Annotated in this window: 23 protein-coding genes; 11 read left to right on the top strand and 12 right to left on the bottom strand. The window is 68.1% G+C overall.

Annotated elements, in window-relative coordinates:
* Window positions 1–28 precede the first annotated feature (28 nt).
* Window positions 29–502 carry a PTS sugar transporter subunit IIA gene (locus tag ACVBD7_RS16710; RefSeq protein WP_458094363.1) on the bottom strand — a complete coding sequence of 158 codons (474 nt, stop codon included), beginning with the start codon at window positions 500–502 and terminating at the stop codon, window positions 29–31.
* 281 nt (window positions 503–783) lie between these two features.
* Complete coding sequence (locus ACVBD7_RS16715) at window positions 784–1,422, bottom strand: DedA family protein (protein WP_458094364.1); 639 nt, start codon at window positions 1,420–1,422, stop codon at window positions 784–786.
* Between the two features lie 769 nt (window positions 1,423–2,191).
* Between ACVBD7_RS16715 and ACVBD7_RS16720 the strand changes: the two genes are divergently transcribed.
* The 4 genes from ACVBD7_RS16720 (at window position 2,192) to ACVBD7_RS16735 (ending at window position 5,779) form a co-directional block, all read left to right on the top strand.
* A complete protein-coding gene (locus tag ACVBD7_RS16720) occupies window positions 2,192–3,799 on the top strand; it encodes a flavin monoamine oxidase family protein (RefSeq protein ID WP_458094365.1) in 1,608 nt (535 codons plus the stop codon).
* On the top strand, window positions 3,799–4,272 hold the full coding sequence (locus tag ACVBD7_RS16725) for a c-type cytochrome (RefSeq protein ID WP_458097716.1): 474 nt from the start codon (window positions 3,799–3,801) through the stop codon (window positions 4,270–4,272). Before ACVBD7_RS16720 ends, ACVBD7_RS16725 begins: the two co-directional genes overlap by 1 nt.
* 41 nt (window positions 4,273–4,313) lie before the next feature.
* Window positions 4,314–4,802, top strand: coding sequence for a RidA family protein (locus ACVBD7_RS16730; protein WP_458094366.1), 489 nt, complete (start codon window positions 4,314–4,316; stop codon window positions 4,800–4,802).
* Between the two features lie 134 nt (window positions 4,803–4,936).
* Complete coding sequence (locus ACVBD7_RS16735) at window positions 4,937–5,779, top strand: DUF1206 domain-containing protein (RefSeq protein WP_458094367.1); 843 nt, start codon at window positions 4,937–4,939, stop codon at window positions 5,777–5,779.
* Between the two features lie 263 nt (window positions 5,780–6,042).
* Here the strand turns inward: ACVBD7_RS16735 and ACVBD7_RS16740 are convergent, their stop codons facing one another.
* Window positions 6,043–7,026, bottom strand: a complete 984-nt coding sequence (locus ACVBD7_RS16740; protein WP_458094368.1) for a Bug family tripartite tricarboxylate transporter substrate binding protein — start codon at window positions 7,024–7,026, stop codon at window positions 6,043–6,045.
* A complete protein-coding gene (locus tag ACVBD7_RS16745) occupies window positions 7,023–8,870 on the bottom strand; it encodes a CocE/NonD family hydrolase (protein ID WP_458094369.1) in 1,848 nt (615 codons plus the stop codon). The genes ACVBD7_RS16740 and ACVBD7_RS16745 overlap by 4 nt, the downstream gene beginning before the upstream one ends.
* Window positions 8,871–9,111: 241 nt before the next feature.
* Here ACVBD7_RS16745 and ACVBD7_RS16750 point away from each other — a divergent pair, with 241 nt between their 5' ends.
* From ACVBD7_RS16750 to ACVBD7_RS16765, 4 genes are all read left to right on the top strand, one after another.
* Complete coding sequence (locus ACVBD7_RS16750) at window positions 9,112–9,696, top strand: alpha-ketoglutarate-dependent dioxygenase AlkB (RefSeq protein WP_458094370.1); 585 nt, start codon at window positions 9,112–9,114, stop codon at window positions 9,694–9,696.
* A gap of 138 nt (window positions 9,697–9,834) precedes the next feature.
* Window positions 9,835–10,542 carry a YidB family protein gene (locus tag ACVBD7_RS16755; protein WP_458094371.1) on the top strand — a complete coding sequence of 236 codons (708 nt, stop codon included), beginning with the start codon at window positions 9,835–9,837 and terminating at the stop codon, window positions 10,540–10,542.
* A 382-nt stretch (window positions 10,543–10,924) separates the two neighbouring features.
* Window positions 10,925–11,185 carry a DUF3126 family protein gene (locus tag ACVBD7_RS16760; protein WP_458094372.1) on the top strand — a complete coding sequence of 87 codons (261 nt, stop codon included), beginning with the start codon at window positions 10,925–10,927 and terminating at the stop codon, window positions 11,183–11,185.
* A gap of 209 nt (window positions 11,186–11,394) precedes the next feature.
* Window positions 11,395–11,790 (top strand): response regulator, encoded by a 396-nt coding sequence (locus ACVBD7_RS16765; RefSeq protein ID WP_458094373.1) that lies wholly within the window; start codon window positions 11,395–11,397, stop codon window positions 11,788–11,790.
* A 253-nt stretch (window positions 11,791–12,043) separates the two neighbouring features.
* On the opposite strand, the gene ACVBD7_RS16770 is transcribed toward ACVBD7_RS16765, so the two are convergent.
* Window positions 12,044–12,937 carry a LysR family transcriptional regulator gene (locus tag ACVBD7_RS16770; protein ID WP_458094374.1) on the bottom strand — a complete coding sequence of 298 codons (894 nt, stop codon included), beginning with the start codon at window positions 12,935–12,937 and terminating at the stop codon, window positions 12,044–12,046.
* Window positions 12,938–13,041: 104 nt separating this feature from the next.
* Between ACVBD7_RS16770 and ACVBD7_RS16775 the strand changes: the two genes are divergently transcribed.
* Both ACVBD7_RS16775 and ACVBD7_RS16780 read left to right on the top strand, forming a co-directional pair.
* On the top strand, window positions 13,042–13,911 hold the full coding sequence (locus ACVBD7_RS16775; RefSeq protein ID WP_458094375.1) for an SDR family oxidoreductase: 870 nt from the start codon (window positions 13,042–13,044) through the stop codon (window positions 13,909–13,911).
* A gap of 32 nt (window positions 13,912–13,943) precedes the next feature.
* Window positions 13,944–14,417 carry an AtaL-like protein gene (locus tag ACVBD7_RS16780; RefSeq protein ID WP_458094376.1) on the top strand — a complete coding sequence of 158 codons (474 nt, stop codon included), beginning with the start codon at window positions 13,944–13,946 and terminating at the stop codon, window positions 14,415–14,417.
* Between the two features lie 177 nt (window positions 14,418–14,594).
* Here the strand turns inward: ACVBD7_RS16780 and ACVBD7_RS16785 are convergent, their stop codons facing one another.
* Window positions 14,595–15,149: a cytochrome b gene (locus ACVBD7_RS16785; protein WP_458094377.1), complete on the bottom strand. Its 555-nt coding sequence runs from the start codon at window positions 15,147–15,149 to the stop codon at window positions 14,595–14,597.
* Window positions 15,150–15,257: 108 nt separating this feature from the next.
* Here ACVBD7_RS16785 and ACVBD7_RS16790 point away from each other — a divergent pair, with 108 nt between their 5' ends.
* Window positions 15,258–16,121 (top strand): glycosyltransferase family 2 protein, encoded by an 864-nt coding sequence (locus tag ACVBD7_RS16790; RefSeq protein WP_458094378.1) that lies wholly within the window; start codon window positions 15,258–15,260, stop codon window positions 16,119–16,121.
* On the opposite strand, the gene ACVBD7_RS16795 is transcribed toward ACVBD7_RS16790, so the two are convergent.
* From ACVBD7_RS16795 to ACVBD7_RS16820, 6 genes are all read right to left on the bottom strand, one after another.
* Window positions 16,115–17,149 (bottom strand): glycosyltransferase, encoded by a 1,035-nt coding sequence (locus ACVBD7_RS16795; protein ID WP_458094379.1) that lies wholly within the window; start codon window positions 17,147–17,149, stop codon window positions 16,115–16,117. The two genes, ACVBD7_RS16790 and ACVBD7_RS16795, sit on opposite strands and share 7 nt — an antisense overlap.
* On the bottom strand, window positions 17,146–18,147 hold the full coding sequence (locus ACVBD7_RS16800) for a glycosyltransferase (protein ID WP_458094380.1): 1,002 nt from the start codon (window positions 18,145–18,147) through the stop codon (window positions 17,146–17,148). Before ACVBD7_RS16800 ends, ACVBD7_RS16795 begins: the two co-directional genes overlap by 4 nt.
* 50 nt (window positions 18,148–18,197) lie before the next feature.
* Window positions 18,198–19,283 (bottom strand): glycosyltransferase, encoded by a 1,086-nt coding sequence (locus tag ACVBD7_RS16805; RefSeq protein WP_458094381.1) that lies wholly within the window; start codon window positions 19,281–19,283, stop codon window positions 18,198–18,200.
* 103 nt (window positions 19,284–19,386) lie between these two features.
* Window positions 19,387–19,989, bottom strand: a complete 603-nt coding sequence (locus tag ACVBD7_RS16810) for a class I SAM-dependent DNA methyltransferase (protein WP_458094382.1) — start codon at window positions 19,987–19,989, stop codon at window positions 19,387–19,389.
* On the bottom strand, window positions 19,986–20,729 hold the full coding sequence (locus tag ACVBD7_RS16815) for a PIG-L deacetylase family protein (RefSeq protein ID WP_458094383.1): 744 nt from the start codon (window positions 20,727–20,729) through the stop codon (window positions 19,986–19,988). Before ACVBD7_RS16815 ends, ACVBD7_RS16810 begins: the two co-directional genes overlap by 4 nt.
* Entirely contained in the window at window positions 20,726–21,835 is a 1,110-nt protein-coding gene (locus ACVBD7_RS16820) for an acyl-CoA dehydrogenase family protein (RefSeq protein WP_458094384.1), read from the bottom strand. Before ACVBD7_RS16820 ends, ACVBD7_RS16815 begins: the two co-directional genes overlap by 4 nt.
* Window positions 21,836–22,203: the final 368 nt, after the last annotated feature.

Here is a 22,203-nt window from a genome sequence, read left to right on the forward strand (position 1 = left end):
CATTCGGTCTGGCCCGGAGAGGGTGACGTCAGGGCTGGACGTCGGGGTCCGGATCGTCCGCTGCCCTCAGCCTGGCTAATGCCTCGGCGGCCGAGCCGGCCTGGCGAAGCTGGCGCGGTATGCGGTCATCGCGAAGCGCGCGGCAGATGCCGGACAGGGCGGGGAGGAAGCCCTCAGGTGCCGATTCCGGCCACAGGACGAGGAACACAAGGTCTACCGGCTCTCCGTCCCGGGCCTCGAAGTCGATCGGCGGGTCCAGGCGGGCCAGTATGGCCAAGGGTTCCTCAAGCCAGTCCAGCCTTGCATGCGGCAGCGCGATCCCGCGGCCGAGGGCGGTGGAGCCAAGCCTCTCCCGGTTGAGCAGGGGCTGGTGGATGTCCTCCTTCTTGCGACCGAGGCGCTTGGCGGCTTCGGACGAGAGCATGTCGAGCAGTTCCGCCTTGTTCGACGGACCGATGCTCAGGATGCCATCGGAGGAGGAGAACAGGTCGGCGATCACCATAAGGTACTCCAAGCTCCGCCCCATCAAAGGGCCTGGGGCTGGCCAGGGCCTGCCCCGCATTCACATCGGCTGCCGGTTGCTACGCGGAGGAGGTTTACAGGGGCAGAAACCCCGAAGCCACGGTTGCCGGCAGGTTCTTCCCTGACGATTACGCCAATTCGGCAGTCCGCGGCCTAGCAGCCGTTCCACCACCCGGCTTTCAGGCATCGGCGTTTCACAGGGCGACTTCGGTTTGCAGCCGGAGGTCGGTGGCTGCGAAGCGCCCGGTCCCAGTTCCCGGATCAGCCGCGGCCAGAGGCACGCGTTGCCGAGAGCAGCGGGCGCATCCGGCCACGGCCGAGCCAAAGGAGGAAACCGATCCCGGCCAGGGTGGCCAGGACAGCCGCACTCGGCTGGGTGCCGAGCCGCTGGACGACCCACCCGCCAACCGCCCCCGGCATCAGCACGACAGGTGCCCAGACAAGAGCGGAGAGGATGTTGGCCGTTTGAAAGGGAAGGTTCCGCATGCCCGTTACGCCGGCCGCCAGGGGCGTAACGGCCCGCATCGGGCCGATGAAGCGTCCGAAGAACACTGCCCACCAGCCCCAGCGCCGGAAAACCGCAACGGACCAGGCGTAAGCGCGCCAGCAGGTTCGCGGCAGGCGACGTCGGATGGCATAGGGCCCGAAGAGGCGGGCGAGCCCGTATCCCGCCGCGTCACCCAGGATCCCCCCGATCGCACAGGCTAGGAGAACGGGCCATGGCTCGACCAGCCCGCTCCCTATGAGAGCGCCCAGCGCCAGCAGCAGCGCCGTGGAGGGCACGACGATGCTGACGACCGGAAATGATTCCAGGAACGCGATAAGGAAGGTGGCGGGAGCCGCCCAAGCGGTGTTGGCCTGCATCCAGGCCGCGACAGCCGTCGCCCAGTCTTCAACCATGGGCGGGCGCTAGCACGCGGCGCCCATACATGTCACGGAGTTAATGTTTACCTCCAGGTAGGCGGCCCTGAGCCCTCCATAGGGCAGCGGGCCGCCATCCCTGTGGACGAAAAGGGCGCCTCACACCCTTGGGCTAGGCGCCCTCAAGGAATCATCCATCCGCTTCGAGGACATCGGGCAGGCGTTTTACGGCGTCCAGCAGGATGCCCGCGGCGAGGGCGTAGCCCAGAAGACCGGGTAGCGACTCACATATGGTTGAGTGCGGCTCACCTCTCCGGCAACAGGTCAGCCCCGGGCGTCCCACTAATGTCCTGCAGCACGGTGAGAAGGGTGAGCCGCAGCTCTTGCTGAACCGAGACCCCGCTATTCGAGAAGGCACCGCTCCCGTGCCGCAATGGTGACGCGCAGCAGTATGCCAACAGGCAGATCATGTCCCTGCATTGCAGGCGTTGGAACGATTTTGAGAAAAGCGACGAGAAGCGAAGTAGCGTGGTTGCCCCGCTGGGTCTCACGGCCCCGTTCACAGTCCACCAGCAACATATGCCCGTTGCAAGCATCGCGCATGTCGCGATGCAACCCTTCCCGCTTCGCGCGAGTGGGCATGTGTACCGGCCACAAGCTTGAGGACCTTAAGCGCCGATCCGAACGCGGAACGACGCGACAGTTTGCTTGAAGGCGTGTCCGTCGCGTGATCTGCTTTGTCCTGTATCTGCTACCAATTCACGAGAGCAGGAACGGGACCAGCAAGGCCCGGACGGAGGAAGCCGAAATGGCAGAACACAGCGAGCCTGGCACCGGCACGCCCAGCCGGCGCGCCTTGCTGGCGCGCATCGGCGCAGCTGCCGGCGGTGCCGCAATGTACCAAATGATGGGCGCCCTCGGCGTAGCGGCCGAATCCGCCTATTCCGGCCCGATCAGGCTTGAGGGTGACCCACGCGGCGCCTCTGTTCTCATCCTCGGCGCCGGGCTCGCCGGCATGGTCGCGGCGATGGAGCTCCGGAAAGCCGGATACCGCGTGCAGGTGCTGGAGTATTCCGATCGCGCCGGCGGCCGCTGCTGGTCACTGCGTGGCGGCGATCGGTACACGGAGCTGGGCGGCACGACCCAGGCCGTGAATTTCGACCGCGACCTCTACTTCAATCCCGGCCCCTGGCGCATTCCGTACAATCATCATGCCGTGCTCGACTACTGCAAGCGGCTGGGCGTGGCGCTCGAGCCCTTCGTGCAGGTGAACTACAACACACTTGTGCATGGGCGGAACGCGTTCGGCGGCAAGCCGCAGCGCTACCGCGAGATCAACGCGGACTATCAGGGCGGTATCGCGGAACTGCTGGCCAAGGCAACGCGCCAGGGCAAGCTGGACGAGATGGTCACCAAGCAGGATCAGGAAATCCTGCTGGAGTCGCTGCGCGCCTGGGGCGCCCTCAACCGCGACATGACCTATTCGAAATCGGTCCTCACCTCCGACCGGCGCGGCTTCGAGCGCGATCCCGGCGGCGGGCTGACGGCACGGCCCGTTCCGTCCGAACCCGTGGCGCTGAAGGACGTGCTGTCCTCACGGCTCTGGTCCTTCCTCGTCACCGGTTCGCTCTACGAATTCCAGACGACGATGTTCCAGCCGGTCGGCGGCATGGACATGATCGCCAAGGCAATGGCGCGCGAGGTGGGCGGGCTGATCCGCTACAACACCAAGGTCACCGCCATCCGCCAGGATGAGCGCGGCGTGACCGCGACGGTGCAGGACACGCAGCGCGCCGGGGCGCAGCCGGAGGAGGTGCGCGCCGACTGGTGCGTCTGCACCCTCCCCCTCTCGATCCTCAGCCAGATCGAGATGAATGTCAGCGGGCCGATGGCAGCCGCGATCGGGGCGGTGCCCTACTCCGCCTCAGTCAAGGTCGGGCTGCAGTTCAAGCGCCGCTTCTGGGAGCAGGACGAGCACATCTATGGCGGCATCTCCTACACCGACCTGCCGATCCGGATGATCTCCTACCCCTCCACCGCCTATGGTTCAACCGGCAAGGGTGTGCTGCTCGGGGCCTACGCCTTCGGCCCCTATGCCTACGAGTTCACGGCGCTTCCGCATGAGGAGCGCGTGCGGCGCGCCCTGGAATGGGGCGCCACCCTGCATCCGCAGTACCGCGACGAGTTCGATGGCGGCGTCTCGGTCGGCTGGCATCGCGTGCCCGGCGCCATGGGCTGCAACGGGGCCTGGACCGATCCCATGCGGGACGAGCACTACGACAACCTCTGCGCGCTCGATGGCCGCATCGTGCTGGCCGGCGAGCACGCCTCCTACATCCCGGCCTGGCAGGAGGGTGCCATCTTGTCCTCGCTCGACGCGATCTCGCGCCTGCACCGCCGCGTGGTGGCCGCGTGATGCGCCCGCTGTACCAGGGCGTCCTCGGCGCCGTCCTCCTCACTTCTGCAGGGGCGGCGCTTCTGCCTCTGCCGGCACTCTCCCAGGCAGGCGCAGCCTCCCCGCCCCAATCGGCGCAGCAACGCCAGGGCGAGGCGGCCTCCGACAGCCACGGCTTCGTTTCGGCGACGCGCTTCGGCCAGCAGGATGGCCGCGCGCTCTACGGCGCGATCTGCGCGGGCTGCCACATGCCCGACGGACGTGGAGCGGTCGGGGCCGGGGCTTATCCGGCACTGGCCGGCAACGAGAAGCTCGAGTTCCCGGACTATCCGGTCAGCATCGTCCTCAACGGGCTGCACGGGATGCCAGGCTTCGCCAACCAACTCGACGACCAGCAGGTGGCGGCCGTGGTCAACTGGGTTCGCACCAATCTCGGGAACAACTACCGGAATGATCCTGCCACGCCCGAGAGCGTGAAGACCGCCCGCCCATGATGCCCAGCCACCCTGAGACCCCGAAAGGGAAAGCCAGAGCCATGAGACGATTGCTGCTCGCCTCCGTTTTCCTCGCGAGCGCCGCGCCGGCCTTTGCGCAGGAGATCGTGCGGCACCGTAACCCCGGTTCAAACTTCCCCATTGCCATGGCAGTGGAGGTGCCGGCGGGCGCGACCACCGTCATGGTCAGCGGCATGGTGCCAGCGGTCGCGGATGCCAACGCGCCGCGCAACAGCCTCGCCAGCTTCGGCGACACGCGGGCCCAGACCTCGAACGTGCTGTCCCGGATCGAGACGAGCCTGAAATCCATCGGCCTCTCCCTTGCCGATGTCGTGCGGATGCAGGTTTTCCTCGTCGGCGATCCCGCCAAGGCAGGGCGCATGGATTTCGATGGCTTCATGGCGGCCTATTCGGAGCACTTTGGCACGGCAGCGCAGCCGAATGTCCCAGCGCGCTCCGTCATGCAGGTTGCCGGGCTCGTCAATCCAGGCTGGCTCGTGGAAATCGAGGTGACTGCCGCGCGGCGCTGAATGCTGCTGCCCTTCTCGAAGCGGGCCCAGCACTCCGAACCGGCATCGTCCTGAGGCGTTGAAAGGGTCCGGAAAAGAATCGTGCAGGCACCATGACCGTCAGGTCGCGGTGCCTGCACAGGATTGGAATCACAATGCTAGCATATCGCAATCGCCTCGAACTGCTTGCTCGTGGTGGATATGCAGCCCGTGGCTTCGTCAGCCTGCTCATCGGGTTTCTGGCGTTGCTGGCCGCGATCGGTCAGGGCGGCGAGGTAACCGGATCGAAGGGGGCCCTGCAGACGATCTTCTCGCAGCCGTCGGGGGCCGTCCTCCTCGCGGTTGTGGCGCTCGGCCTTTTCGGCTTCGCGCTCTGGCGTGCACTCCAATCACTCCTGGATGCCGATGGACTGGGCCGCTCGTGGAAGGCGATCGCCACGCGGGCCGGGCAGCTGGTTTCGGCCATTGTCTATGTCGGCCTCGGTACCTTCGCCCTGAGCCTCGTGGCGGGGACAGCGTCGGGCGGGGAGGAGGAGCAGGCCACCCGAGATTGGACGCGCTGGCTCCTCGGCCAGCCCCTCGGCCGGTGGCTTGTCAGCGCCGTGGGGCTGGCCGTACTCGGAGCGTCCCTCGGCATGGCCGCCAAGGCCTGGACGGCATCCTTCCGGAAACACCTCTCCTGCATGCCGAAGGTCGCCTCCTGGATCATCCCGCTGGGCCGTGCCGGCTATGCCGCACGGGCAGCGGTGTTCCTCATCATCGGCGGCTTCCTGATTGCCGCGGCATGGCAGTCAGACGCCAGCGAGGCCCGCGGCCTTGGCGGCGCCCTGCTTGCCCTGCAGGAGCAGCCCTTTGGACGCGTCCTCTTCGGGTTCGTTGCCCTTGGACTGATGGCCTTCGGGGCGTTCGAGTTCGCCGAAGCAGCCTACCGGCGCATCGTTCCCCCTGATCACGGGGACATCCTGAAGGCCGCAGTCTCTGGTCCCGGGCACCCCTGAGACCTTTACGCCCGGCAGACAGTCCGCCCCCTCCCCTCAGCACCTCCATCGCGAGCCGAGGTGCCTTGCGCGTTGCCCCAAGCTTCGATGTCGTGGCGGCCGCTGCGACTCACGATTCAAGGGGAACCGCCACCGCCTGCCCTCTCGATCATCGCTCTTCAGGCCCGGGCTGCGGTTAACGCCGCCCACCTATCTCCGCTCGGAACCGGCCGTCCGATGGGCCGGCCGTGGCCAAAGCCCGAATGGACGCACCAACGGCAGCCTCACTCGACCCGCAGGTTTTTTGCGCGAATGAACCCGCCCCAGACCTCTCCATCCCGCGCGACACGCCCGCGAATATCGTCCGCTGAACCGGGGATGGGTACGATGCTGGATGTGACCATGTTCCGAGTGACAGCTTGGTCCGCCAGTGCTTCGCGCACCGCTGCGTTGAGCAGCATCACGACCGGCCCCGGCATCCCAGCCGGCCCCACCAGGGCAAGCCACCCCGGCATGACCGGCGCGTCCACTCCCGCCTCCGTCAGCGTGGGCAGTTCGGGCAGGTCAGGCGAGCGGGCCGCGGCAACGGCGGCAAGGGGCACGAGCGACCGGTCGCGGATCTGCGGCAGGGCATTGCCAAGCACGCTGATCATCGCATCCACCTCCCCGGTCATCACGGCGGTCAGGGCCTGGCTGGTGCCTGCATACGGAACATGGGTGAGCTGAACGCCAGTGCGATCAGCGAGCATCTCGGTGGCGAGATGGGTCGAGTTGCCGATGCCGGCGCTGGAGAAAGTGAGACGCCCAGGCTCCGCCTTCGCGCGCGCGATGAATTCTGCAAGCGAGGTGATGCGGCTCTTAGGGCTGACGACGAGGATGAAAGGCGTATCCGAGACCGGGGCGACATAGGTGAAGTCGCGCGCGGGATCATAGGGAAGATTGCTGTACAGATAGGGATTGAAGGTCAGCAACGAGACCCCGACCAGCGCGATCGTGTGCCCGTCCGGCCGCTGCTGCTTGATGAAGGTCGTCGCGATCACGCCATTGGCGCCGGCGCGGTTCTCCACGACGACAGGCTGGCCCAGCTTACGGGCCATGGGTTCGGCCATCAGCCGTGCGACCACATCCGTGTTGGAACCGGCCGCCTGAGAGACGATGAGGCGGATCGGCTGCGTGGGAAAGGTGCCCTGCGCCGTCGCCCGGAGCGGCGCCAACCCACTCCCCATTCCCATGGCTGCGATGGCCAGGGTGCGGCGCCTGATCGTCATGGCTTGGATCCTTCCTTGGATCGACGGGCAAATGGTCGCATCGGAAGGTCCAGTGCCGAAGCACGCTCGCCACCGTGCAGGATGGAGAGAACAGGCGGGCGCCCATGGGGCACCGACGCACAATGATCGGCATCCGCGCCAGCGATGGAGAGGCGAATGCGGCTGCCCTCCCGGAACATCCACGAGGTTGGCAGAAGCGGGATCCGCAGCCGCGCGGCCTGTCCTGGAACAAGCGGCACCGCGTCGGCACGCGCGAAGCTGCGGGAGGGCCATGCCGTCTGGTAGGACCGTGGTGGCGGGCTTTCCCGACGGTGCAGGGCGCGCAGCACGCCCTCGGTGACGTAGCGTACGGCGCCGTCCGCCTCTACCTCGGACAGATACACAAAGAGCGCCGCGTCCGGCTCGGAAGATTCGATCCAGAGGTCCGCAACACCGTGCCCGGTCAGCTCCATATTGGCTTGCAGCGGTGCGCTGGTCCATGAGGCCAGGCGTGCCGCTGTTACGCTCCAGTCGGCGTAGTAGGTGGTGGTATCGACCGCGGCGAGCCTCTCGTAGCGTGTGTTCGTTCCGCTGCCAGCCGTGAAGTCCACCTGGAAGATGCGAGACCCGGCATCACCCACAGCAGCTTCCAACTCGTTCGAGGCGAGATGCAGACGCTGCCTCTCCTCGACGGGCGGCCAGGATGACGATTCCTGCCAGCACTCGGCATGGATGGAGAAGTAGTGGACCGGAGACTCCGTCGCCAGTCCTGTGCCGAGCTCCATCAGGTAGTGGTCGAAGAAGCGCAGCAACGCGTCCAGCAAGGGAAAGCGGGATCCTGGCCCGTCGCGCCACGGGGAGACATTGCTGCGGGCCCCGTGGTCCCAGGGACCGAGCAGAAGATGAACGGGGTTTTCCTTGAGGGTCAGGAAGCGCGCAATCGCGCCATTGCTGAAGCCCGCGCCATCCATCCAACCCGAGCAGGCGAACACCGCAACGTCCTTTCGGAGGTGGTCGCGATAGCCATAGGGGCTGAACGAGGCCGAGCTGAATCCCGCATCATAGGGCAGCGGCTCCTCGCGGAAGCGGAACTCCGTGATGAAGTCGGGCATGTGGAAGCTGCCAAGATGTTCCCGCACCGCTTCGCCGAGGAGTACGCCATCCGGATCCTCATCGACCGGCGCCGGCCCCTGGAGATCCGGGTTTGCGTAATATGCGATGTTCTTCAGGAGATCGCGCCGGTCGTGGTCCATCGCGATCATCAGGTCGTCGTAGGAGCGTGCAAGGCGGTTCAGGAACACGCCTCCCGGGTAGTAGTGGTCCTGCCAGGTGTCCCAGACCGCAAAGAGCGGCGCGATGGCCTTCACCGCTGGGTGCCCGGTGCTGGCGAGGAAGTCGGAGGCAGCGCCGGGATAGGAGATGCCAGTGGCGCCGAGGCGGCCATTGCACCATGGCTGGTCCACGACCCAATCCGCGATCTCGCGGCTGTCCTCGCGTTCCCTTGGTGACCGGAAGCTGTCTCGAGTGCCAAAGCTGGCGCCCGTACCACGCACATCGACCACCACCACCGCGTAGCCCCGCGGGACGAGGTGGCGGACGAACTTGCCCGCATTGGGAATGGGATCAGCGTCGCTTCCGGCAGCTACGGCGAAGCGGCGGTAGTAGGGAGTGAGGATGAGCACCGCCGGCACTGGCCCCGTGACGCCGTCCGGCACCCAGGCGTCCACCGCAATCCGGCAACCGTCCCGCATCGTCAGGTAGCGCGAGAGCGGGCGCGGCGGCATTGCGTGCTCGATCGAGCGGCCCGCTGAGTAGGCACTCGGGCTCAATCGCCACGCCGTGCTTTCAAGATCGCTGTCGCCCATGCCGCTTCCCGTCCTGATGGACGACCCAGTGTCGGTGCGAATGCAGCCCTGCCCCGGAACGAGGTCACCGCGGCTCTGAACTGGGTCCAGGAATCGGATAGAGGTCATCCAGCCGCCCGACAACCCGGGCCGATAGACTGCGACCGGCCACTCCCGTCCTTGTCCGTTGTTATTCTCACCATGGGAACCGCTGCGCCCAATCCGCTGAAACCACCTCCAGCCATCCTCCTTCAGCAGAACCATGAAGCCCGTACAGCCAAGCCTCTTTGCGCCTGAGCCCCCGTCCCTACCCGAGGGTTTCCGGTACCAACCTGGCCTGATCACGCCCGAGCAGGAGCATGAGCTTGTAGAGCAGTTCGGCAACCTCCCGTTCGCCGCCTTCGAGTTCAGGGAGTATGTCGGCAAGCGACGTATCGTCTCTTTTGGATCCAGCTACGATTTCAGCCGGGAACAGCTGCGGCAGGCGGACGAGATCCCGCCCTTCCTGCTTCCTCTCCGGGACCGCGTAGCAGCCTTCGCTGAACTGAAAGCCGCTGAGCTGCAGCAGGTCTTGGTCACCGAGTACTCGGCCGGTGCAGCGATCGGCTGGCACAGGGACAAGCCGGTGTTCGAGGAAGTTGTTGGCGTTTCGCTCGTCTCGCCCTGTGTCTTCCGCCTGAGACGGGAGACCGGCTCCGGGTGGGAGAGAGCGTCACGAACCCTGGAGCCACGCTCGGCTTACCTGCTGTCCGGCCTGTCCCGGACCGAATGGGAGCACAGCATCCCGGCGGTGAGCAGCCTGCGCTACTCCCTCACCTTCCGGAGGTTGCGCACGAGCCGGGCGTGATCCTCGCCATCCATCCGTTCCTGCATATGAACCGCGAGCGCTTCGCGTGGCCGCAGGCGGGTCGACTCCGGCCACTCGCAACGCCGCCATCGCACGGGGCGTTGTGACCCCGAACAGCATCCAGCGAGACCAGTCATCATGAGCGACCACCTTTCGGGCCAGTCTGGCGGCGGCATCACCGGCGGCATGTCGAACGGCGTAAAAATGGCGGCCGTGGCCCTGCTCATCCAGCAGCTCCTCAAGCATTCCCAGGCCAGTGGCGCGCAGGCGGGCGGTATGCAGGGCGGCACCGCGGCGCCCATGGGCGGCGGACTCGGCGGCCTTCTGGGTGGCCTGCTTGGTGGGGGCGCCACTTCGCCCATGGCAGGCGGCGGATCAGGGGGTGGTCTCGGCGGACTGCTGGGTGGCCTGCTCGGCTCCCGAGGCTCGCCGGCCGGGGGCTCTGCTGGCGGCCTGGGCGGACTGCTCGGTGGCGCTGGTGCGGCAGGGGGCCTCGGCGGGCTGCTTGGCGGCCTCGGCGGCCTTCTCGGGGGACTTCGCAGCCAGGGCCTCGGCCACCAGGTCGATTCCTGGATGACGCCCGGACCCAACCAGCAGATATCACCCCAGGATCTGGAGAGCAGCTTCGATCCGCAGGATCTCGACGAAGCGGCTCGTCACGCGGGCACCGACCGGAACAGCGTGCTGGCGGAGCTGAGCGGCCTGCTTCCCCAGTTCGTCGACAAGGCAACGCCTCAGGGAAGCCTTCCCCAGCATGAGGGCGAGTTGGGCGAGGGTGGCCTGAGCGGCATGATGAGCAAGCTGCTCGGCAGTGGCGCCCCGACCGTCCCGCCATCGCGCGGCTGATCGAAGGAACAGGCGGGTCTCGGCTTTGGCCCGGACATTCCATTGCCCTCCCTGACCAAGGGCAATGGAATGGCGATTTTCGTGAGTACCATTCCGCCGGCCACGGAGGCCGCATTGCTCAGGAACTGGGCGGCAACCGGAGGCGATGCCAGCATTGGGGGACGGGAGAGAACAGGTTGCTCTTGCGCGACTGGCTCTGAATGCCCCATGTCCAACGCATGTTACAACAGCATGCCAACCGACGTCGCAGTACCGACCCGCCTCCTCGGAAGACGGGACAGCGCATCGGGTCCCTTCACCAAATCAAGTCAACGCCGCTGCGAAGCGGTTCTCGGGCGGGAGGGCCCGTGTCGGCGCCCGGGCCGGTGGGAGTTTTTGCAGAGTGACGAAGTCTGAGATCGAGCGTGTGCAGGCCTATCTGCGCCGGCTGCTGGGGACGGAGCGCATCAGCGTCATAGCCCCGAAGCAGGCGGGGATGAGCGTCGAGATCGAGGCCGGGGGGGAGGTGATCGGCACGCTCCACCGTGATGCAGAGGATGGAGAGGTGTCCTACGCCGCACATCTCACCATCCTGGAAGAGGATCTTCCCCCGGCTGGCCAGCCCACACGGGCGCCGGCATCCCCCGCCGCCAAGCGGCGCTGACCGTCCCGGCCACACCGCAACCGTCACGTCTTTCTGCCAGGGGCTGAACCGCGCCGAGATGCAGCATGGGTGCTGGATCATCGCGCAGGATCGTGCTGTGACGGAGGGACAGGGCTGCAGGCCATTCCGGGAGCGGGCTTGTCCCGAGCCCCCATGCACCCGCCGATCCAGGTTCAGCCATACGGGTTTTCTCGACCAGGGAGTTCAGCATGACTTCGGAGTTTCAGGGGCGGCGCATCCTTGTCGTGGAAGACGAGCCGCTAATCACCTTCCTGCTGGAAGACGCCCTGATGATCGCGGGCGCCGAGACGGTCGTGCAGGCCGCGAGGGTCAACGAGGCCCTGTCGGCGATCACGACGGCCTTGTCCGAGGGCGGGATCGATGCCGCCGTCATAGATTACAGCCTCGCCGATGGTCAGTCGGCAATCCCGGTCGCCGACCGCCTTGCCACGCTGGGCGTACCCTTCGTGTTCGCGACCGGTTACGAGGCCTCGGCTGTGAACAAGGGGCAGCACGCGGACGCCCCGGTCATCACCAAGCCCTACGGCCCTGCGGAGGTCGTGTCATGCCTCGCCCGGATCATGCGACGGCGCGTGGCGAACTGACGAAACGGGGGCAGCTTCGACAGGCACCTGCCTGACGCCGCCCTCGTAGCACTCGCGTTGTGATGACTCGCCAAGCTTTCCGGGGTGCGTGCCGTCAGAAGGTGGAGCCTTTGACGAATGGCAAGCGGCAGCTGCGCTACAGGGCTGTTTGAGGCACCCGTTCCGCCGTCCCCAGCCAAGCAGGCCGGCTTGGAAGAGGTTGGCGAGCCTGACGGCCGAGTCAGGCCCGCGAGCAAAGGATCTTGGAGCCTTCTCACCCCTCGATGAAGGCCGCGAGCTCGTCAGGGCTCCCCTTCGGAAAGGCGTCCTTCAGATGGTCGAGAAAGGCGGAGACGCGAGAGCTCAGCAGCCGCTTTGATGGATACAGCGCCCACAGCGCGATATCCGGACCGTCCACCTCGCCCCAGTGCGCCAGTCTTCCAGCTGCCAGGTCGTGGCTCACAAGCGAGATCGGCAGCCGCGCGGCACCCGCCCCTGCCAGGACCGCGTCGCGGACCATGATGAGCGACGACAGGCCAAGGACCGCCTGGATGGCGATGCTCGAGGGTCCCTCCTGCGTCTTCACCCTCCAGGCCGCGACACCATCGCCTGACCCGCGCACAACGGCCGGGATAGCCGATCCATTCGCCGGCCGGATAAGGGCCGGGTTCGCCACGACGACCAGCCGGTCGCGCAGGAACACCCGGCCCACCAAGCTCTCATCCGGATCCGGATTGACCCGGATAACCAGGTCGTAGCCCTCCTCCACCATGTCGACGGCCCGGTCCTCCGTTGTGACCTCCAGCCGGACTTCCGGAAATTTCAATGCGAATCCAGCAGCCAGCCGTCCCATCGCGACCAGGGAGAAGACCAGAGGTGCGCTGATCCGCAACCGGCCCCTGGGCTTGTCCACGCCCGATGCGATGGCGGCGGCCGCCTCGTCGAGTTCACTGAGCAAGGCCCCTGTGCGCTCGTAAAGCGCCCGTCCCTCCTGTGTCAGCTTCAGGGTGCGCGCGCCGCGCTCGAACAGGCGCAGGTCGAGGCTGCTCTCCAACTCCGCCACCCGGCGAGACAGCGTCGCTTTCGGGCGACCTGCGGCGCGCGCAGCGCGCCCGAACCCCTCATGCCGAGCGACAAGGTTGAAGTCGGCAAGGGCGAGCAGATCCATGTGTTCCACCAGTGGGACGAGGCGTCCAGACTTAGCGTCTATCGGCTCTCAAGTGGATCACTCATTTTCGGGATGTTCCTTGGCACCATTCAGGAGTGATCCCCATGACCATCCTCGTCACCGGCGCGACTGGCACGATCGGCCGGCAAGTCGTCGAACACCTCGTCAATCACGGCGCCGACACCCGCGCCCTCGTTCGCGACCCTTCAAAGGCACAGCTCCCGGCGGGCGTCACCGTCGTGCAGGGCGACCTGCTGGACGTCGATTCCCTCCGCAGCGCGCTCTCCGGCATCTCGACCCTGTTCCTGCTCAACGCCGTCGTGCCCGATGAATTCTCCCAGGCCCTGATCGCGCTGAACCTCGCACGGGAGGCCGGGATCGAGCGGGTTGTCTATCTCTCGGTCATTCACAGCGACCTCTACGTGAACGTGCCGCATTTCGCGGGCAAATTCGCTGTCGAGCGGATGGTCGAGCGGATGGGGTTCAACGCCACCATCCTGCGCCCGGCCTACTTCATGCAGAACGATCTCATGATCAAGGACGTGGTGCTCGGGCACGGCATCTATCCCATGCCGATCGGCAGCAAGGGCCTCGCCATGATCGACGCGCGCGACATCGCCGAGATCGCAGCGCTCGAGCTGATCCGCCGCGAGCGGGCCGTCGCACCGCTCCCGATCAACCGGATCAACCTGGTCGGCCCCGAGACGCTGACCGGTGCCGCTGTCGCGGCTGCCTGGACGGATGTGCTGCAGCGCCCCGTCGCCTTTCCTGGAGACGACACTGCCGGCTTCGAGCGCAACCTGAAGCAGTTCATGCCGGGTTGGATGGCCTACGACATGCGTCTGATGGCGGAACGCTTCCTCACCGACGGGATGCTGCCCGAAAGCGGCGATGTCGAGCGCCTCACCAAATTGCTGGGGCGCCCGCTGCGCTCCTATCGCGACTTCGCGGCCGAAATCGCGGTCTCGGCGTAGCTGACCGAGCGACACGCATCAGGAGCATCGCCATGATCTACTCGACCGCTACCGTCCCGGTGAACCCGCAAGGCGAAACCGAGTTGACCCGCGCGCAGCTATGGGAGGGCCTGGTCCTCAAGGCCCACGATGCCCGCCTGTTCCTCCCGCCCGGCCTTTGCACCCGCTGCGAGGTTGTGGAGGAGAGTGCGACGCATGTCGTGCGGGAAGCCACGATCGCGGGCGGCGACCTGCGCGAGATCATCACCTTCGAGCCCCAGAGCAAGGTCACCTTCTTCCAGGCGACCGGCCCACGCGAGGGCGCCATCGTCAACGAACTGTTCGAGGATGAGGTGGGAGCGCTGCAGCTCAGGTTCTACTGCTTCCTAGGCCTGCGCGGCAGGGAGCCGAATGGCCCCGAGGAGAAGGCAGAGCAGGCGCAGTTCGACGGGGACAAGGGCTACAAGGCTGCCCTGCTGTCCACGCTGACGCGCACCCGCGAACTTGTGGCCACGGGTCGGATCTGAGCCCGACGGGAGAGCCGAATGGCCGGACCGCCCTCCGGGGCGTTCCGCCTTTGGAAGCGACACGGAACCCTGACGCGGGATTCCACAGCGAAGCGTCTCTCTGGTTTCATAAGACGAATTGGGTATGGACCGAGGTGATACGATCCGGGCTGCGGCGACGGACAGCCACTCAGATCCTCACGGCAGCCCGGATTGTCTGTCCTGCGGTGGCAACATCCGGTCCAGAGTGCCGTCGCGCCGCACGGCCACGTGCCAGACCGTTCCAGCGATGTGCAGAAGCACCAGCCCATAGACGGCAAACTGGCCGACCACGTGAATCCTGTTCCCGATGACACCCAGCGCCTCGTTCTTCGGCAACCCCGGAAGGGAGAACAGGCCGAGGAACGGCACGGGCTGGCCATTCCCGGCCATCAGGTAGCCCGTCACCGGCATCACGAGGAGAACCGCGTAGAGCAGCCAGTGATTGACCTGGGCCAGCACACGCAGCGGCAGACCGTCGGCCTGGCCCATTGCTGGCGGTGGATGGGCGGACCGCCAGGTCAGTCGCGCGATCACCAGCAGAAAAATCGTGATCCCGAAGGACTCATGCATCAGGTACCAGAAGACCCGAACGGGCCCTTCCGGAAAGTTCTCCGCCACCCAGACAAAAGGCAGCATAAGAAAGAGCAGGGCCGTGGTTCCCCAGTGCAGCACCTGCGCCACGCCGTCGTAACGTCCGGTGCCACCTGCCATGCCCTCGCTCCCCCACTGATCCAGGCTTTAACATAGGGCATTCCTGCGGGCCGACAGGGGTGGCTCATGCAGCCCGCCGCTGCTATGCGCCCTCAGGATGAGAGGGCGATGCAGGTGCCGGCAGTCAGCCTTCTGACCATGGTGAAGGGCCGGGACGGGCATCTGGGCAATCTCCTCGACGGTCTCTCGCGCGGCACGTCGCATCCCGGCCGCTGCGTGGTCGTGGATATGGGCGAGAGCATCGCGGCCATCCCGCCCATGCCTTTTCCGCTGCTGCATCACCGCATGCCCTTGCCCGGCCTGCCACTCGCCCGGGCGCGCAACGCCGCGGCCGAACGGGCGGATGCGGGGATCCTGATCTTCCTCGACGTGGACTGCATCCCCGCTGCCAATCTGGTCGCGGCCCTGTCGGCCGATGCCGCGGCGGAGGACGCGCTGATCTGCTGCGAGATCCTCTACCTGCCTGCCGGTGCCACTGCGCATGGCTGGGACGAGGCGCGGCTGCGGGCGGTCGGCCAGCGCCATGCCGTCCGGCACTTCCCGCAGGCAGGCCTCCGGGAGGAACCGAATACAGGGCTGTTCTGGTCCCTCGCCTTCGCCGTCAGGCAGGACACCTTCCGGCGCCTCGGCGGCTTCGACGAGAGCTTCACCGGCTATGGTGCGGAGGACACCGACCTGGCCTTCCGGGCCAGGGCCGCCGGGGTCCCGCTGCTCTTCACCGGCAGCACCGTCGCCTTCCACCAGCACCACCGCGTCTATGACCCGCCGCTGCAGCATTTCCCTGACATCGTGGCGAACGCTCAGCGCTTCCGGGCGCGGCATGGCTTCTGGCCGATGGACGGATGGCTGGATGCGTTCGCGGCGATGGGACTCATCGCCCCTTTCCATGATGCCGGTACGCTGACCGTCCTGCGCCACCCAACCCCGGCGGAGATCGAGGCCGCCGCATGCCCGCCCGAGCGGGCCTACTGACCGTAGCGCTCGGCGCGGTCCGCCTGCGCATCGATGAAGGCCGCCGTCCTGGCGAGGGCGCCAGGATCGTACAGCGCCGCGATCCGGGCAGGATCCAGCGCCTCCGCCTCGCCCAGCACCGCCGGCCACTCCCCCTCCCCGGGCCAGGTCTCAAGCACGATGGCAGCACCAAGTGCCGCGAGGCGCCGGGCCTTGAGCAGTTGCTCTCCGAATGGCCGCGGCTCCGGAAGGCAGAGAAAGCGCTTCCCGAGCGCCGCCACCTCCGAAACCAGCCCGTCCCCTGCCCCGCCAATGACCAGATCGGCTCCGGCCATCAGCTGAGGGGCATCGTCACGCCAGCCCAGCAGCTCCAGATTGGAAGGAAGCGCGCTGGCACCGGTCACGGGTCCGACCACGCGCCAGCGCCGGCCCGGCATGGCGCGCGCGGCCGCGGCCAGCGCCACGCCGTCCCCTCCCGTCCCGCCCTGGCCGAAAACGGCGACAATCCCGCCCCCGCCCGCTGCGCCGGCCGGCCGCGGTGCCAGGAAGCCCGAATGAAAGGACTTCGCGGCCACCCAGTCCGGTACGCCTTCCGCATCCAGCTCGGGCGGATACGGCGCGATCAGCGCCTCGGCGGCCCGGAACGCGGCGAGATGGGGCGGGTCGTCCCGCAGCCCGGCGAGGCGGAAATACAGGAAGGGCGTGGACAGCAGGCGCGAGAGGATGGCCGCCTCCACCGATACGTCGATCACCATGAGCGCGGGCCGCGCCTCGGCGATCCAGCCCGCCATCATCGCCGCGCGCCGCCGGAGCCCGTCATGCCCCAGGGGCGCGAAGTGCAGCCCCGGCACGCCACCCACGTCACCATGATCCGCGCCGGCCGGAGCATCATCGGGCAGCGCCACCACCGGGCAGGGCGCGCCACGCATCATCTCGGCGCCAACGGTCCCGAGCAGCACGCAAGGCCGCTGCATCAGCCGGGCCAGCGCCGTCGCGCGCTGCCAATGCCCAACGCCCTGATGGTGCACGTAGTAGCCGATGGGCCTCATGCCGCCTCGGCGCGCGCCGCCAGCCGCTCCAGCGCCAGGGTTGCCAGGCCGATCGGCTCCCAGCGGGGCTCCAGCGGCGGCAGCACCGGCTCGGCCCGGGCCACGAAGGCGATACTGTTCGCGCTCTCCCGCGCGATCCTCGCCAGCAAGCCCGGATCGGCGCCGGTGCGCGCCGCCGTGGTGCCCAGCCCAGCCTCGAAGTCCTGGCGCAGCGCGAGGCGCCGCTGGAACACCGCCTGCCAATGCGCGGCATCGGGCAGGAGATGCGGCTCGGCACCCTCCGCGATGCGCCGCCACTTGCGCATCTCCTCCGCCATGCCGCCGCTCGCGCGGCCCTCCTCACGGGCGGAAACGGCCACCCAGGCATCGGGCGCGTGACGCAGACGCCCGCCATTCCGCTCGATGGCGGCGACGAGAGCAAGGTCCTCCTGGCTCGCCAGGGCGGGCACGCCGCCTGCGGCGCGGTAGGCGGCGACCGTGACGGCCAGGCTCGCGCCCGTATGGTCGCCGTGCCGCGGCGGCGGATCATGCGGCAGCGGGTCGATGCGATGGGCAAGATCCCGCACGGCGGACCAGTAGCGCGCTACCCGGGCGCGCGTTGCGGTCAGCCAGGCCGGCAGGGGATGCGCGGGATCCTCCAACAGGCGGATCTCACCGCCTACGGCCTCAGCCCCCGCCCCGATCGCGCGCAGATTTGCAGCGACCCAGCCCGGCGGCGGGGCAGCATCGGCATCGGTCGCGATCAGCACACCGCCCCGGACACCGTCCGCTTCCAGCCAGGCCGCGCCCGCATCCATCGCCATGCCGCGCGCGACACCGACCTTAGCGCGGTCCGGCGGCAGCGTCGCCTCGATCACCCGCAGTGCCAGGCGCGGCTCCTCCTCCGCCAGCTCGCGCAGGCGCGCGGCTGTTCCGTCCGTGCAGTTGTTCGCCGCGACGACTACCCGGAGCGGGCCCGACACCTCCTGCGCCGCCAATGCCGCCAGAAGGTGCGGCACCGCCTCCCTTTCGTTTCGCGCCGGCACGCAAACGGCACAAGGCGGGCCGTTCATGGCGCGGCGCTGCCAGTCACGCCCGCCCGGGCCGCATGGCGCTCCATCTCCGCGGTGTAGAGCTCCTCATAAGCGCCCACCATCACGCGCGCATCGCAGATCGCCTCGGCGCGCGCGCGGCAGTCGGCGCGAGAGAGGGAGGCGGCGGCGCGGATCGCGCGCGCCAGCGCCCCGACATCATCGGCCGGAGCCAGGCGGCCCGTGGCGGCGTCTGTCAGTTCCGGCAGCGCGCCCCGTGCGAATCCCGCCACCGGCGTGCCGCAGGCCAGCGCCTCGGCGACGACCAGCCCATAAGGTTCCTCCCAGCGCGGGGTGATGACGGCGACCGATGCCGCCGCCACGGCACGGGAGAGGGCGGCGTGGTCGAGATGACCGAGATAGGTGACATCCCCACCGAGGGCCGGTGCCACCTCCTCGCGCCAGTACGCGGCGTCGTTCATCGGCCCGGCGATGCGCAGCGGCATGCCCGCGAGCCGCGCGGCGGCAATGGCGAGATGCGCGCCCTTCTCCGGCACCAGCCGGCCGAACCAGATGGCGTGTGCCGCCTCGGTCCGCTCGAGCCGGGGCTGGAACAGGTCGAGGTCGATGCCGTTCGGGATCACGGCATCCACGCGCACCACCCCCTGCCACATGCCCACGACCACGTCCGACACCGCGACGAAGCGCATGTCCCGGCGCGACCGCTCGGCGACGCCGTTCTCCAGTTCCATGAAGGGCGGGCAATGAAAGGAGGTCACCATCGGCGCCGAAACGCGATGCGCCTCCAGCAGCGGCAGGTAGTGCAGCGAGTTGTTGTGCACCACGTCGAAGCCGCCGCAAGAGACCGCGTCCATGATGGCTACGTAGGCCCGGTGCTCCGCGAGCGCCGTCCGCTCCGCTTCCAGCGCCTCCGTCGGCGTGCCCGTGGGCGGGCAGACCGCCCGGAGGTTAAGGGCGGGATCGGAGCCCGCCGAGGCGAACAGCGTGACCTCGTGCCCGCGGCCGATCAGATGCCGCGCCAGAAGATGCGTATGCATTTCCAGCCCGCCCGCGAAGGGCTCGGCGATCGGGTATTTGAGGTGGGCGATGATCGCGATCTTCATGGGCGGCCGAACATGCAATGGAACGTCTCCAGTATCCCGGAGCGCATCACTGGAGGCGGATCGTGGCGAAGCTGCGACGGGCGGCTGGCGCGAGGACGGCACGTCATGCACGGCGAAGGACATCCAGCCTGTAGAGTTCCTCACGCCTGATGGTCAGCGGCTGCAGGGCGGGGCCGGCCGCAGCAAGGAAGCCCTCCACCGCCTGGTCCCCTGTCTGCGGATAGGGCGGATCCGCCACCGGCAGCCAGTGCACCAGCACCACCTCACCACCTGGCCGCAGCGACCCGAGCACGAGATCTGTCACCACGGCGAGGTCCGCGGGGCTGAAGTAGTACAGGACCTCGGAGAGCAGGATGAGGTCGAAGCTCTCTCCTACCGGCCAGTCCTCGGGCACGCGGGCGCGGCGGATCGTTACATGCGGCGCATCCGCGCAGCGCTCCCGCGCGGCCCCGAGCGGTGCCTCGGCGGCGTCCACCGAGAGCAGCCGGTCGCAGCGCTCGGCCAGTTGCCGCGTGAGGACACCGATCGAGCAGCCCACCTCGAAGGCATTGGCGTAGCGGGGCTGCGACAGGGCGGCCAAGGTGGCGGCGTATTTGTTCCGCTCGTACTCGTGCTTTGCAAAACCCCAGGGATCGGGGTCTCGGCTGTAGAAGTCCTCGAAGAAGGTGGCCGGCAGGGATTCCGCCGGCGGTGTCGCGCGCGTCACGCAGGATTCTCCAGATAGACCTCGAAGGGGCGCAGCAGCACGGAGAGCACGGGCTCCGTCAGCACGAAACCGTCGGGATCGTCGGCGATGAGCCGGGTGGTCTGGCTGCGATGCGCCAGCACCGCGCGGCGCTTCGTCTCAAGCCACGGCGCGACATCCAGCCGAAACCCGCGGGGCGGCTCCGGCACCTCAACCGGCGCGATGGGCGCCATGGCCGGATAGAGATGCCGCCAAGCCCAGACGGGATAGCCGAGCAGCCGTTTCCCGCCCCGCGCCGCGGCCGCGCGTGCGATCGCCCAGCTGGCCTCGTGATCCTTGTGCGGATCCAGCGCGATGGTGGCGACGAGGGTGCCGATCCCGGCCGATGCCGCCAGCACCGCCTCCACGGCCCGCTCGAAGCGCTCGCCCAAGACGGGCACGTCTCCGTCCGGCCAGCCCAGGCAGCACGGTTCCGGCACGCCCAGGATGCGGCAGGCCTCCCGCGCCTCCTCCTCGCGCAGGGCGCGCAGCACAGGGCCGGGATGGGTACGCGAATTCGGATGAGACCCGGCCCCGTCGGACATCACCACCACGCGTGCCGGACGTCGAGCCGTGGCGAGCGCGGCGAGCAGGCCGCCGCAGCCGAGGGACTCGTCATCCGCATGCGGGGCCAGCACCACCGCGCCGCCGGACGGCATGAGCGCTTCCAGCCCGACCAGGGGAAGATCCTCCGCTGCGCGGAGGTAATCGGCAGCGATCAACGAACCGCGTCCGGCCACATCTCCCCAACCGGTTCCGCGAAGGCGAGCCCGGCGGCCGCGCCCGAGACCAGCGCATGGTCCGGCGCTGGCTGGCGGAGGTAGGTGGCGAGGTCCCGCATCAGCCGCTCCAGCGGATGCGGCCGCATGAGCCCCTGCAGCCCGACCGAGCGGGTAGCAACTTCCATGACATCAAGCCCTGCCCGTTCCACCGCGCCGCGCGCGAGGTTCACATAGGCGACGAGATGGTCCGACGGTGCCGTCCGCTGTTCCGCCATAAGGGCGGCGCGGTGGACCCACAGCCGCGCCGTCTCCGTCGCCGTCAGCACCTCCCCGAAGCGCGCGGCTTGATGCGGGTTCTCGCCACGGCCGGTGCGCAGCAGGTGCGCGCGCAAGGCCTCCGCCACTGCCTCGATGCCGCCGAGCTGCACGGCGAGAAAGCGCCAGGCGCCGGAGGAGAAATCCGGCTGGCGAAAATAGATGTCGGGCTCACCGAGCAGCATGTCGGAGGTGACCGGAATCCCATCCAGGTCGATGCTTCCCGTCGCCGAGGCGCGCATGCCATGCGGTGTCCAGCCCGCAAGGCTGGCCCGCTCCGTCCCGCGCGGGAGCGGGACGACGAGCATCTGCGGCGGCCCTTCCCCGCCTTGCCGGCCGGTGACCAGCGCCCGTTCCACCAACCCCGCCCCTGAGCAGAGGATCTTGCCACCCCGCAGGACGCCGTCCTCCATGCGAAGCGAGACAGAGCTGCCCTCGGTGTTCCAGACACCGAAAAGGCAGCCCGCCCGGGCATCCTCGGCCGCAGAGCGCTGCTGGGTGCGCGTGCCGTAGGTCATCACCAGACGAAGAGCGTTCATATGCCCCTCGAACAGCCGCCCAAGTGGCAGGCTGGTCCGCCCCACCAGCCGAAGCGCCTCGAACGCACCTTCACCGCCGCCGGGCTCCGTGCCCCAGCCGACGCCCCCGAACTCGGTGGGAAGCGGAGCGGCAAGGAGGCCCTTGGCGGCAAGAAGGCCGACATCCGCCTCAGGCAATCCGCCGTCGGTCTCGTCCAGCTCGCCCGCCCGGCTCCCGACAGCCGGCCCGATCGCGCGCAAGCGCGCCAGCAAGGAAGCGCTCCGGTCCAAGGCGGCCGGGGCGTGGGCGTCGAAAGCAAGGTCCATCGTGCGCGCACTTGGGGGGGCGCTCAAATTGCGCATCCCCCCACACATTACATTTGTTAGCCACCGGCATCCGGGCCCTACCCGGGCGGCGGGCCAACCCCGGCGTGGGAGCCGCTATGACGAGGAAAATGCTTGGATCCGAACGCTTTCCAGGCTTGGTTGCCGCCCTCCTGTCCTCAGGCGAGTTCCTCCAGGAATGCTGAACGCGATCACCGTATCCGGCCGCACCTTCGTCGCCCTGCGAAAGGCAGGCCGGCCGGTCGGTGGGGGCACCCGCGTCTACCACGCGGTCACGCCTTACTGCCGCCCTGCCC

The organism is Roseomonas sp. WA12 (assembly GCF_054165765.1).